Below are 13468 nucleotides of genomic sequence, written 5' to 3'. Positions count from 1 at the left end.
CAGGCGAATCTTCCGAAACATAAAGTGATCGTATTTTCGGCCGGCCAAGAGGTCTTCAGACGAGCTCCCGCCGCCATGGTGGGTTTGCGCCCGCGCGCGAGACGGTGACGGCCGCGGCCGCAGCGCCGAGCGTCAGGGCGTCGCGGATTTCCGTCTCCGACAGGCTTGCGATACGGGTTTTCGACAGGGCGCCCTGCTCATGCAGCGATGCCAGGATTCCGGCGTTGAACGTATCGCCGGCCCCGACCGTGTCGACCACCTGCACCGGATTGGGCGTGACCGTCACCCTGTGGCTTTTCGTATAGCCGACGGCGCCCTGGCTGCCGCGTGTCATGACGACAAGCTTGGGACCCAGTTCGAGCCATTGGGTGATCGCATCTTCCGGAGCGCCGGTCGCGCCGAACCAGCCGAGGTCCTCGTCCGACAGCTTGAGAATGTCGGCCATGGCGATCATGCGCTGTATGCGGGCGAGATGTTTTTCACGGTCGGGAATGAAGGCCGGCCGGATGTTGGGGTCGAGCATGGTGACGCGGTTTTGCGCCTCGCGCTGCATCAGTGCCTCGTAGGCGGAGCCGCAGGGCTCGGGGATGAGGCTGATCGCGCCGAACAGCAAAGCATCGACATTGCCCCCGAAGACGGGAAGGTCTGCCGTGGAAAGCATGCGACCGGCGGTTCCCTCGTCGTAAAAGACATAGCTCGCATGCCCGTCGACGAGACGTACGAAGGCAAGCGTCGTCGGCCGGCTCGAAAGATGCGCGTAACGCGATCCGACGTTGCTCTCGGCGAGCGTGGTGCGCAACTGTTCGCCGAACAGATCCGTTGACAGACCCGAGAAGAACTCAACCGGCACGCCGAGCCTGCCGAGCGCGATCGCGGTGTTGAACACGGCGCCGCCCGAATAGGGCGCGAAGGCCGGCTCGTTGAGGGTCGATCTGCGCGGCAGCATGTCGATCAGCGCCTCGCCGCAGCAGATGATCATTTAGGCGTGCTCCCTCGGGTAGATGACGCCCTTTCGGACGATGAAATTGCCGTACAGGCGCGGCTCGCTCGTTGCAACCACAGCGTAGGCCGATTTTACGCGCCCGTAGAACGCGTCGCCGGGGAGGGGGGTGACAGCCTTGCCCGGTGCATGACGCGCGCAAACCGCAATGATCTCGTGATGGACCGGATCGAGGATCGACGGATCCCCCTTCACCGATGCGCAAAACAGCGCCTGCGGCACGGAATCGTCAACCGGAAGGACGGTGAGGACGGCGTCGATGACTGCGACGAGGCCGTGGCCGTCCGCGCGAATGACGCGCCGTCCGTGCTCGTCGGCGGGATAGTTTCCGTCGACGATGGCCAGCTCGTCACCATGCCCCATTGCCCGCAATGTCGCCAGAAAGTCTGGTCCAAGCAAAGCCGGTATGCCGATCAACATGTCACAGCCCTCTCGGCGCTGCCGCCGCACTGACCAGGAATCGTTCCGACAGGGGAAGGCTGGCCCCGCCAAGCGCGCGCGCATGGATGCCGACGGTACCTTCGCGCACCGAAGGTATCCGCAGGCCCTCGATATCGATCCTGGCGATCGACGCCCGCGCGGCGTCGACGAGCCGCTGGCGCGCGAATGCAGGCATCCAGCCGTCGATCACCGCTGCCTCGAAGTCGATGACCGAGGCTGCAGCGACGATGGCATAGGCAAGCGCAGCGCCTGCCGAGGCGAACCATGCGTCGAATTCCGGCCCGTCGTCCGTCCACTTGTCGGGTGACGTCCAGAGATAGGAAGCGTCAATGCCGCGCGCGTTGAGCGCTCTTTCCAGTATCGCCAGCGAGGCAACGTCGATCAACTGGGTGGGACGCCCGTCGGCGCCGGGAACCGGCATCGACCCGAGCGCGCCGGCGTTGCCGGTCGGGCCGCTGTAGAGCCGGCCGTTGAGCACGATGCCGCCACCCGCGAAGGCGCCGATGTAGAAATAGATGAAGTCGCGCAGATTGCCGGTCTGGCCGAAAACCAGCTCGGCGCCACAGGCGGCGGTGGCGTCGTTCTGGAGATACACCGGGAAGCTGCACAGCGCCTGGATATCGGCGCGGATGTCACGATGCCGCCACTGGTCCATGATCTCGCGCGGCGCGCCCGCTGTGTCGGCCCAGTTCCAGAGCTCGAACGGCATCGCTATCCCCAGGCCGGCGATCCGCTTGTCCTGGGTGGCGTTCAGGCCCGCGCGGAGGCGCTTGATGCCGGAATTGACGAAGTCGAGGATCTCGCGCGGAGCCGGATAACGGTATGAGTTCTGCAGCATGGCACGGACATGGCCGAGAAAGTCGATGAGCACCAGCTCGGCGCTGCGGCGGCCGATCTTGAGGCCGATGAAATAGGCACCGTCGGGATTGAGCGACATCGGAATGGACGGCTGCCCGACCTTGCCGCGCATCGGCGGCTGGCGCAGCAGCAGACCCTCGTCTTCGAGTTCGCGCATGATGACGGAGACAGTCTGAGCCGAAAGCCGCGTCATGCGCGCAATCTCGGTCTTGGCAAGGCTGCCGTTCTGCCGGACGAGCGAGAGCACCAGACGCTCGTTCTGGTCGCGCATCCCGCTCTGGTTCGTGCCGCGGTGATGGAGAGCGGCGTTCGCAGCGTCGGACGAACCGTGCCTCGTGGGGCTGTTCTCCACGCCCATTCCTCCCGTCGTTCAAACCGCAGCATGCGGACTCCGCACTCTCTCGTCAATAATAAATAAGAGTGATTTATTTATTGACTCGGCATCGTGATTGATGTTTCGTGATGGCGAGGCATCCGACAGGGAAAGTTGTGGATGTCCGCGGCGGCGCTTGCCGGCCGGCAAAGAGTTTCAAACCCGGGAGGATACCGTGACCAAGACTGCACTGTTGAAATCGACCGTATTCGGAGCGGCGGCTGCCGCTTTGATGGCCTTTTCGTCGGCCGCATCCGCCGCCGATGTCGGCGCATGCCTCATCACCAAGACCGACACCAACCCCTTCTTCGTCAAGATGAAGGAAGGCGCGACGGCCAAGGCGACTGAACTCGGCGTGAATTTGAAAGCCTACGCAGGCAAGATTGACGGCGACAATGAAAGCCAGGTCGCGGCGATCGAGTCGTGCATCGCGGACGGCGCCAAGGGCATCCTGCTGGTGCCATCGGACTCCAAAGCTATTGTGGACTCAGTGAAGAAAGCGCGCGACGCCGGTATCCTGGTCATCGCGCTCGACACTCCGCTCGAGCCGATCGATGCCGCCGATTCGACTTTCGCCACCGACAACTTCAAGGCAGGCGAACTGATCGGCGCCTGGGCCAAGGCGACGCTCGGCGACGCTGCGAAGGACGCCAAGATCGCCTACATGGACCTGAACCCCAGCCAGCCGACGGTCGACGTGCTCCGCGACCAGGGCTTCATGACGGGCTTCGGCATCGACACCAAGGACGTCAACAAGATCGGCGACGAGGACGATCCGCGCAACGTCTGCCATGACGTCACGAACGGCAACGAGGAGGGCGGCCGCAAGGCGATGGAGAACTGCCTCCAGAAGGATCCCGGCATCAACGTCGTCTATACGATCAACGAGCCCGCCGCCGCAGGCGCATACGAGGCGCTGAAGGCGGTCGGCATGGAAGGCAATGTCCTGATCGTGTCGGTCGATGGCGGTTGCCCGGGCGTCAAGAACGTCGCTGAAGGCGTCATCGGCGCGACCTCGCAGCAGTATCCGCTGCTGATGGCCGCGATGGGAATCGAGGCGATCAAGAAGTTCGCCGACACCGGCGAGAAGCCCGCCGCCACCGAAGGCAAGGCCTTCTTCGACACCGGCGCGACGCTGATCACGGACAAGCCGGCCGCGGGCGTCGAGTCGATCGATACCAAGAAGGGCCTGGAACTCTGCTGGGGTTGATTTGCCCCAAATTCAGGCAGACTGTTCTTTGGCGGAGGGCGGCACCGACCGCCCTCCGCGTGACGGGGCATAGATCCCGCGGGAGGAAATGACATGACCGACGCTTCGGCAGACGCCAGGCGGCCGCAGGAGTTCGAGAAGGTTCTCTCGGGCAGCGACGCTTCGGTGGCCAGTTTCGATACGCACAGCAGGTCGCCCCTCGAAAAGGTTCAGCACTTCCTCCACAAGAACCCGGCGGCCGTCCCGCTGATTGTGCTCCTTATTTCCCTGGTCTTTTTCGGCCTCATCCTGGGCGGCAAGTTCTTCTCCGCCTTCACGATGACGCTGATCCTGCAGCAGGTAGCGATCACCGGCATTATTGGCGCGGCGCAGACGATGGTGATTCTTACCGCCGGCATCGATCTTTCGGTTGGCGCGATCATGGTTCTGTCATCGGTGGTGATGGGCCAGTTTACGTTCCGCTACGGCTTGCCGGCTCCGCTCTCGATCCTGTGCGGTTTTGGCGTCGGGGCGGCATGCGGCTACCTGAATGGCGTGCTCATCGCGCGGATGAAACTGCCGCCGTTCATTGTCACGCTCGGCACCTGGCAGATTATTCTCGCCGCGAATTTTCTCTACTCGGCCAATGAGACCATCCGTTCCCAGGACATCGACGCGCAGGCTCCCCTGCTCAAGCTGTTCGGTGCGACCTTCCGCATTGGCGGAGCGGTCTTCACCTATGGCGTGATCGTGATGCTCCTGCTCGTTCTGTTCCTCTGGTATGTCCTGAACCACACGGCATGGGGACGCCATGTCTATGCGGTCGGCGACGACCCGGAAGCAGCCGATCTTTCCGGCGTCCCGGTGACGCGGATGCTCATTCAGGTCTACGTAATCTCGGGCCTCGTATGCGCGCTGGCCGGGTGGGTTCTGATCGGCCGGCTCGGCTCGGTGTCGCCCACATCGGGGCAATTCGCCAACATCGAGTCGATCACCGCCGTGGTGATAGGCGGCATCTCGCTGTTCGGCGGGCGCGGCTCGATCCTCGGCATGATCTTCGGTGCGCTGATTGTGGGAGTTTTCTCGCTCGGCCTCAGGCTTATCGGGACCGATCCTCAGTGGACCTATCTTCTCATCGGCGCGTTGATTATCGTCGCCGTCGCGATCGATCAGTGGATCAGAAGGGTTGCAGGCTGATGGAACCTATCCTCCAGACGCGCGGACTCGTGAAACGCTACGGACGGGTCACCGCCCTCAACAGCGCGGATTTCGACCTCTATCCGGGCGAAATCCTGGCGGTGATCGGCGACAACGGCGCGGGAAAGTCGTCGCTTATCAAGGCGATATCCGGTGCCGTTACGCCCGACGAGGGAGAGATAAGGCTCGACGGAAAGACGGTGAACTTCAAGTCGCCGATCGAGGCTCGCAACGCCGGCATCGAGACGGTGTACCAGAACCTCGCTTTGTCGCCGGCGCTGTCGATCGCCGACAACATGTTTCTGGGCCGGGAAATCCGCAAACCGGGCTTTGTCGGCAAGTGGATGCGCATGCTCGACCGCCCGGCAATGGAAAAGCGGGCTCGCGAAAAGCTGACCGAACTCGGCCTGATGACCATCCAGAATATCGGCCAAGCGGTGGAAACGCTGTCCGGCGGCCAGCGCCAGGGCGTCGCCGTGGCGCGGGCGGCGGCGTTCGGCTCGAAGGTTGTGATCATGGACGAACCGACCGCGGCGCTTGGCGTCAAGGAGTCGCGGCGCGTCCTGGAACTCATCCTCGACGTGAAGAAGCGCGGCCTGCCTATCGTATTGATTTCGCACAACATGCCGCATGTTTTCGAGGTCGCCGACCGTATTCACATACATCGCCTCGGGCGGCGCCTAGTGGTCATCAATCCGAAGGAATACACGATGTCGGACGCGGTGGCCTTCATGACGGGCGCCAAGCAGCCGCCTGAACTCGCGGCGGCGGCGTGACGAAGCGCTGCGAAGAAATTTGATCAAGCCTTCCGTGGTCGATTGAGAAAGTCCCGGAAATCGTTAGCATTGCAGCGGGAGGATGTTCGGCCCTGCCGCTTTGCGGGAGGCAGCAAAGCTTTTGAGGCGACATGACGCGCGCAACGACACACAGACTCCCACAGCCGATACGGGCGTCATCCGATCCCGAAACGCTAGCCGCCGAGATTCTGAGGGCCCTGAAATACAGGGTCGGCAAGGATACGACGGTGGCGACGCCGTACGATTGGCTGACGGCGTCGATCAAGGTGGTGCGCGACCGCATCATCGACGAGTGGATAAGTTCCACCAAGGAAGCGTACGACCAAAAGGAAAAGCGCGTTTATTACCTGTCGCTCGAGTTTCTCATCGGGCGATTGATGCGCGACGCGTTCTCCAACCTGGGTCTGTTGGAAGATATGCGCATCGCCTTGAGGTCGCTCGGCGTTGAACTGGACGTGGTCGCAGGATTGGAGCCGGACGCCGCTCTCGGCAATGGCGGTCTCGGCCGCCTCGCTGCCTGCTTCATGGAATCGATGGCGACCGTCGGCATTCCGGCGCATGGCTACGGCATCCGCTATGCGAACGGGATGTTCCGCCAGGAGATATCGGACGGCTGGCAGGTCGAGCTTCCCGAGAACTGGCTCGACCATGGCAACCCATGGGAGTTCGAGCGCCGCGAGCGCTCCTTCGAGGTCGGTTTCGGGGGCCATGTCGAATCCGTCACCTCAAAGGACGGCAGGCTCGAACGGCACGTGTGGAAGCCGGTCGAGCGTGTCCTGGCGGTCGCCTACGACACGCCCGTGGTGGGCTGGCGCGGCAGTCGGGTGAACACGCTGCGGCTGTGGTCGTCTATGGCGATCGACCCGATCCTGCTCGATGCGTTCAACGCCGGCGACCACATCGGAGCGCTGCGCGAGAGCAACAAGGCAGAGGCCCTTTCGAGGGTGCTTTATCCGGCGGACGCCACGCCGGCGGGGCAGGAACTGCGCCTGAGGCAGGAGTATTTCTTCTCGACGGCGTCGCTGCAGGACATCGTGCAGCGCCATCTCAGCCAGTTCGGCGACCTGCTGTCGCTGCCGGACCAGGCCGCGATCCATCTCAACGACACGCATCCGGCCATTGCGGTCGCCGAACTGATGCGGCTCTTCATGGACATCCACGGCGTCGACTTCGACAAGGCCTGGGACGCAACCAAGCGGACTTTCGCCTACACCAACCACACGCTGCTGCCCGAGGCGCTGGAAAGCTGGCCGGTGCCGCTGTTCGAGCGCCTGCTGCCGCGTCACATGCAGATCATCTATGCGATCAACGCCGAAGTCCTGCTGCAGGCGCGTTCGGCCGGCAACTTCAATGACGCGCAGATCAGCCGGATATCGCTGATCCAGGAGGGCGGCGAACGGCGCGTGCGCATGGGCAACCTTGCTTTTGCCGGCTCCCATTCCGTCAACGGCGTCTCGGCGCTTCATACGAACCTGATGAAGGAGACCGTGTTTGCGGACCTTCACAAGCTCTATCCCGACCGGATCAACAACAAGACGAACGGCATTACGCCGCGCCGCTGGCTGTTCCAGAGCAATCCTGGCCTGACGGGCTTGGCTCGCGAGGCGATCGGCGACAAGTTCCTCGACGACGTCACCGAACTGAAGAAGCTCGAGAAGTTCGCCGAGGACGCGGCCTTCCGCGAAAAATTCGCCACCGTGAAGCGCTTCAACAAGGAGCGGCTCGCCAACTACGTGGCCGCGCGCCTCGGCGTGAAGCTCGATCCTTCGGCGCTGTTCGACATCCAGATCAAGCGCATCCACGAATACAAACGCCAGCTCCTGAACATCATCGAAGCGGTGGCGCTCTACGACCAGATCCGTTCGCACCCCGAACGCGACTGGATGCCCCGCGTGAAGTTTTTCGGCGGCAAGGCGGCGCCGAGCTATCACAACGCCAAACTGATCATCAAGCTCGCCAACGACGTGGCGAAAGTGATCAACCGCGATCCGGCGGTCCGGGGCCTGCTCAAGGTCGTGTTCATGCCGAACTACAATGTCAGCCTGGCCGAGATCATGATGCCGGCGGCGGACCTCTCCGAGCAGATATCGACCGCCGGCATGGAGGCATCCGGCACCGGCAACATGAAGTTCGCGCTGAACGGTGCGCTCACCATCGGTACGCTCGACGGCGCCAATGTCGAGATCAAGGAACATGTCGGCGACGACAATATCTTCATCTTCGGGCTGACGGCCGAACAGGTCGACGAGCGGCGCGCCAACGGCTACGAACCGCGCAGCGTGATCGAAGGCTCGCCGGAACTGTCGCAGGCCCTGGCCGCGATCTCGTCGGGCGTCTTCTCGCCAGATGATCCGCAGCGCTACCGCGAGCTTCTGGATGGCCTCTACCAACACGACTGGTTCATGGTCGCCGCCGATTTCGACGCTTACGCCGAGACCCAGCGCGAGGTCGAGCAGGTCTGGCGCAACAGTCCCGACTGGTACGCGCGCGCCATCCGCAATGTTGCGCGGATGGGTTGGTTCTCCTCCGACCGGACCATCCGCCAGTATGCGAATGAAATCTGGAACGTGGCCGTATGATATGATTGCATGAGGCAAGCTCAGAGAAAGCTGCCAGGTCCAGGGAGGATCGTCGGGAGATGAAGAAGCCGCGCACCGTCGCGACCAAAGCCCGATCGTTTGAGGCAGCTTCCGGCGATGTCGAGGCCATCGTGGCCGGCGTGCACGGCAATCCTTTTGCAGTGCTCGGTGTGCAGCAGACGGTTAACGGGTTCATTGCCCGCTGTTTCGTGCCGCATGCGGACACGGCGACTGCATTTACCCTGGAAGGCAAGGAGGTCGGCGCACTGGCGCGCCGTCACGACGCCGGGTTCTTCGAGGGCAGGATCGACATCGGCGAGCGCCAGCCGGTTCGCTACCGTCTGAGCAACGCGGGCGGCGACTGGTGGGTGACGGACCCCTATTCCTTCGGCCCGGTGCTCGGCCCGATGGACGACTACTATATCGCCGAAGGCTCTCATCTCAGGCTCTTCGACAAGCTGGGCGCACATCTGATCGACCACGAGGGCGCGACGGGGTTCAACTTCGCCGTCTGGGCGCCCAATGCCAAACGCGTTTCGGTGGTCGGCGACTTCAACGACTGGGACGGGCGCCGCCACACGATGCGCAATCGCGCCGATACGGGCATCTGGGAGATCTTCATACCGGACCTCGCGCCGGGCCGTGCATACAAATACGAGATCGTTGGCGCGCATGGCGAGCTGGTTCCGCTGAAGGCCGATCCCTACGCAGCCCGCTCCGAGCTCCGCCCAGCCACCGCCTCCATCACGGCGGGGCCCCTTGCGCATGAATGGGGCGACGAGGCGCACCGCGCTTTCTGGCGAGCCGCAAATCTGCGCCGCCAGCCGATCTCGATCTACGAAGTCCATGCCGGATCGTGGCAGCGGCACGACGACGGCTCGTTCCTGTCCTGGGACGAGCTTGCCGACCGGCTGATCCCCTATGCGGTCGAAACCGGCTTCACGCATATCGAGTTCATGCCGATCTCGGAGCACCCGTTCGATCCGTCCTGGGGCTACCAGACGACCGGACTGTTCGCGCCGACGGCCCGGTTCGGCGAACCGGAAGGCTTCGCCCGTTTCGTCGACGGCGCCCATCGCGCCGGCCTGGGCGTCATCCTCGACTGGGTGCCCGCGCATTTTCCGGTCGATGCCCACGGACTGGCACTCTTCGACGGCACCGCGCTCTACGAGCATGCCGACCCGCGCAAGGGATTCCATCCCGACTGGAACACCGCGATCTACAATTTCGGCCGCCGCGAGGTGATCTCGTTCCTGGTCAACAATGCGCTCTTCTGGGCCGAGAAATATCACATCGACGGGCTGCGGGTCGATGCGGTCGCCTCGATGCTCTACCTCGACTATTCGCGCAAATCGGGCGAGTGGATCCCCAACGAGAAGGGAGGCCGCGAGAATCTCGAAGCGGTGAAATTCCTGCAGCGCATGAACAAGGAGGTCTATGGCCATCATCCGGGTGTCATGACGATCGCGGAAGAATCGACGTCCTGGCCGAAAGTGTCGCAGCCCGTCCATGAGGGTGGCCTGGGCTTCGGGTTCAAGTGGAACATGGGCTTCATGCACGACACGCTCGAATATCTGTCGCGCGAGCCGATCCACCGAAAGCACCACCACAACGAGCTGACCTTCGGCCTGCTCTACGCCTTCTCGGAGAATTTCGTGCTGCCGCTGTCGCATGACGAGGTCGTGCACGGGAAGGGCACGCTGCTCACCAAGATGGCCGGCGACGACTGGCAGAAGTTCGCCAATTTGCGCGCCTATTACGCCTTCATGTGGGGCTATCCCGGCAAGAAGCTGCTGTTCATGGGCCAGGAATTCGCCCAGCGCAACGAATGGAGCGAGGCGAGGGCGCTCGACTGGCACGAATTGCAGTTTGCGCCGCACCAGGGCGTGCAGCGGCTGATCCGCGACCTCAACTATCTCTACCGCTCGCGGCCGGCGCTGCATGCCCGCGACTGCGAGCCGGAGGGTTTCGAATGGCTGCTCGCCGACGAGAAGGAGACGTCGGTCTACGCCTGGCTGCGCAAAGCGCCGGAAGGCAGTCCGGTCGCCGTCATCTCGAATCTGACGCCGGTGCCGCGGCAGAACTATCGCGTGCCGCTGCCGGCGGCGGGAACATGGCGCGAAATCATCAACACCGACGCGGTCGACTATGGCGGCTCAGGGATGGGCAACCACGGCGCGGTGAAGGCGGAAGCCGGCGGACGGGGAGCCGTGTCGGCCGTCGTTACCCTGCCGCCGCTGTCGACGATCATGCTCGAACTGACTACGGATGAATGACCTGGGAGGGTAAGGATGGTGGAGGCAAGCAAGAGCACGCAACCGCTGGCGCGCGATGCCATGGCCTACGTGCTTGCGGGGGGCCGCGGCAGCAGGCTGAAGGAACTGACCGACCGGCGCGCCAAGCCGGCGGTCTATTTCGGCGGCAAGACGCGCATCATCGACTTCGCACTGTCGAACGCATTGAACTCCGGCATTCGTCGCATGGGCGTCGCCACCCAGTACAAGGCGCACTCGCTGATCCGCCACCTGCAGCGCGGCTGGAACTTCCTGAGGCCGGAGCGGAACGAAAGCTTCGACATCCTTCCCGCCAGCCAGCGCGTCTCCGAGACGCAATGGTATGAGGGCACGGCCGACGCCGTTTTCCAGAACATCGACATCATCGAGTCCTACGGGCCGGAGTTCATGGTCATCCTGGCCGGCGACCACATCTACAAGATGGACTACGAGCAGATGCTGCGCCAGCACGTCGACCAGGGGGCCGATGTCACCGTCGGTTGCCTCGAAGTGCCGCGCATGGAAGCGACCGGCTTCGGCGTCATGCATGTCGACGCGGCGGACCGGATCATTTCCTTCGTCGAAAAGCCGGCCGATCCGCCGGGCATCCCGGACAAGCCCGATTTCGCGCTCGCCTCCATGGGCATCTATGTGTTCCGCACGAAGTTCCTCATGGATCAGCTTCGCCGCGACGCCATAGAGCCTGAATCGACGCGCGATTTCGGCAAGGACATCATCCCCTACATCGTCGAGCACGGGAAGGCGGTGGCGCATCGCTTCGGCAAGTCCTGCGTCCGCTCCAGCGCCGAACGCGAAGCATACTGGCGCGACGTCGGCACCATCGACGCCTATTGGGAAGCCAACATCGACCTGACCGACGTGGAGCCGGAACTCGACCTCTACGACCGCGACTGGCCGATCTGGACCTATGCCGAGCTGAAGCCGCCGGCGAAGTTCGTGCACGATGTCGACGGCCGCCGGGGCATGGCGGTGTCGTCGCTGGTCTCGGGCGACTGCATCGTGTCCGGCGCCTCGCTGAAGCGCAGCCTGATCTTCACCGGCGCGCGCATCAATTCCTATTCGACGCTCGACCAGGTTGTGATGCTGCCCGACTGCCATGTCGGGCGAAAGGCGCGCCTGAAGCGGGTAGTCATCGACCATGGCGTGCGCATCCCCGAAGGCCTGGTGGTCGGAGAAGATCCGGTTCTCGACGCCAAGCGCTTCCGGGTTTCGGAAAAGGGTATAGCGCTGATCACGCAGGACATGATCGACAAGTTGGGAGTTTAGGATCGGTATGCAAACGGAATGGACTGAATGCAGGTTCTAGCGGTCACGCCGGAGATCTTCCCGCTCATCAAGACGGGCGGGCTGGCCGACGTGACGGGGGCGCTGCCCGTCGCGCTCGCAAAGCAGGGCGTCGCGACGAAGACGCTCGTTCCCGGCTATCCGCAGGTCTTGAAGGCGGTCGAGACGAGCGCGCCGCTGCATCAATATCCCGCCATGCATGGCGGCAAGGCCACGATCTTCGCCGCGTCCTCCGCCGGCCTCGACCTTTTGGTGCTCGACGCGCCGCATCTCTTCGACCGTCCGGGCGGACCCTATGGCGATTCGATCGGCGCCGACTGGCCCGACAACTGGCGGCGCTTCTCGGCGCTGAGTTTTGCGGGAGCCGACATCGCGGCGGGCGCGATCGCGAAATATCGGCCCGACGTCGTTCATGCGCATGACTGGCAGGCGGCGCTGACTCTCGCCTACATGCGTTACGGCCCGGCGGCGGGCACGCCCTCGGTGATGACGGTGCACAACCTCGCCTTCCAGGGCCGTTTCGGCGCCGGTATCTTCGGCGAACTCGGCCTGCCGGCGGCCGCCATGAGCCTCGACGGCGTCGAATATTACGGCGGCGTCGGCTATCTGAAGGCCGGGCTGCAGGCGGCCTGGGCGATCACGACGGTGAGCCCGACCTATGCGCAGGAGATACGCTCGCCGGCGTTCGGCATGGGGCTCGACGGGCTGGTCTCGCTGCGCGCGGCCGACCTGCACGGCATCGTCAACGGCATAGACACCGCGATCTGGGACCCGCAGACCGACATCCACCTCAGGGCCAAATATTCGCAGAAGACACTGAAAAACCGGGCAGCCAACAGAAAGGTCGTCGAGGAGCGGTTCCGCCTCGTACATGACGATAGCCCGCTCTTTTGCGTGGTGAGCAGGCTGACCTGGCAGAAGGGCATCGACATACTGGTCGCAGCGCTGGACGACATCGTGGCCACCGGCGCCCGCATTGCCGTGCTGGGTTCGGGCGACGCGGCGCTGGAGGGCGCGTTGCTGGCCGGCGCGGCACGACACGTCGGCAGGGTGGGCATCATCATTGGCTATGACGAGGAGCTGTCGCATCTGATGCAGGCGGGCTGCGACGCGATCCTGATACCGTCGCGCTTCGAGCCCTGCGGCCTGACCCAGCTCTACGGCCTGCGCTATGGCTGCGTGCCGGTCGTGGCGCGCACGGGTGGCCTCGCCGATACGGTGATCGACGCCAACGAGGCCGCTCTGTCGGCGGGGGTGGCGACCGGCTTCCAGTTCGATCCGGAGAGCAGCGATGCGCTGCTCGATGCAGTCAAGCGCGCGATCGCGGTTCATACCGACCGCGCGGCCTGGTCCACGATGCAGCGTCAGGGAATGAAAGCCGACGTTTCATGGGACCGGAGCGCGGCGAAATATATCGAGCTCTATCGTTCGCTCGTTGCGAGAAGGACTGCATGAG

General features: G+C 63.7%; 10 protein-coding genes. 7 read left to right on the top strand and 3 right to left on the bottom strand.

From position 1 onward, the window contains the following. Positions 1-55: 55 nt before the first annotated feature. The 3 genes from ABLE71_RS00430 to ABLE71_RS00420 are packed head-to-tail and all read right to left on the bottom strand — an operon-like array spanning position 56 to position 2651. Entirely contained in the window at positions 56-979 is a 924-nt protein-coding gene (locus ABLE71_RS00430; protein ID WP_348781415.1) for a carbohydrate kinase, read from the bottom strand. After that, complete coding sequence (locus ABLE71_RS00425; protein WP_348781414.1) at positions 980-1420, bottom strand: RbsD/FucU domain-containing protein; 441 nt, start codon at positions 1418-1420, stop codon at positions 980-982. It lies immediately after the preceding gene. 1 nt (position 1421) lies between these two features. Beyond that, positions 1422-2651, bottom strand: coding sequence for an ROK family transcriptional regulator (locus ABLE71_RS00420; RefSeq protein ID WP_348781413.1), 1230 nt, complete (start codon positions 2649-2651; stop codon positions 1422-1424). Between the two features lie 196 nt (positions 2652-2847). Here ABLE71_RS00420 and ABLE71_RS00415 point away from each other — a divergent pair, with 196 nt between their 5' ends. The 7 genes from ABLE71_RS00415 (at position 2848) to glgA (ending at position 13467) form a co-directional block, all read left to right on the top strand. Then, the gene (locus ABLE71_RS00415; protein ID WP_348781412.1) at positions 2848-3882 is read left to right on the top strand and encodes a sugar ABC transporter substrate-binding protein; all 1035 of its coding nucleotides are present in this window, start codon (positions 2848-2850) and stop codon (positions 3880-3882) included. Between the two features lie 93 nt (positions 3883-3975). Beyond that, positions 3976-5058: an ABC transporter permease gene (locus ABLE71_RS00410; protein ID WP_348781411.1), complete on the top strand. Its 1083-nt coding sequence runs from the start codon at positions 3976-3978 to the stop codon at positions 5056-5058. Then, the gene (locus ABLE71_RS00405) at positions 5058-5834 is read left to right on the top strand and encodes an ATP-binding cassette domain-containing protein (RefSeq protein ID WP_348781410.1); all 777 of its coding nucleotides are present in this window, start codon (positions 5058-5060) and stop codon (positions 5832-5834) included. Before ABLE71_RS00410 ends, ABLE71_RS00405 begins: the two co-directional genes overlap by 1 nt. Positions 5835-5965: 131 nt before the next feature. Next, a complete protein-coding gene (locus tag ABLE71_RS00400) occupies positions 5966-8434 on the top strand; it encodes a glycogen/starch/alpha-glucan phosphorylase (protein WP_348781409.1) in 2469 nt (822 codons plus the stop codon). Positions 8435-8493: 59 nt separating this feature from the next. Further along, positions 8494-10710 carry a 1,4-alpha-glucan branching protein GlgB gene (gene glgB / locus ABLE71_RS00395; RefSeq protein WP_348781408.1) on the top strand — a complete coding sequence of 739 codons (2217 nt, stop codon included), beginning with the start codon at positions 8494-8496 and terminating at the stop codon, positions 10708-10710. A 15-nt stretch (positions 10711-10725) separates the two neighbouring features. After that, the gene (gene glgC / locus ABLE71_RS00390) at positions 10726-11994 is read left to right on the top strand and encodes a glucose-1-phosphate adenylyltransferase (protein WP_348781407.1); all 1269 of its coding nucleotides are present in this window, start codon (positions 10726-10728) and stop codon (positions 11992-11994) included. Between the two features lie 27 nt (positions 11995-12021). Then, positions 12022-13467 (top strand): glycogen synthase GlgA, encoded by a 1446-nt coding sequence (gene glgA / locus ABLE71_RS00385; protein ID WP_348781406.1) that lies wholly within the window; start codon positions 12022-12024, stop codon positions 13465-13467. The last annotated feature ends 1 nt before the right edge of the window (position 13468 follow it).

This window comes from Mesorhizobium sp. KR9-304 (assembly GCF_040049215.1).
Classification (GTDB): Bacteria; Pseudomonadota; Alphaproteobacteria; order Rhizobiales; family Rhizobiaceae; genus Mesorhizobium_K.
This window is presented reverse-complemented; position numbering and strand designations above follow the sequence as displayed.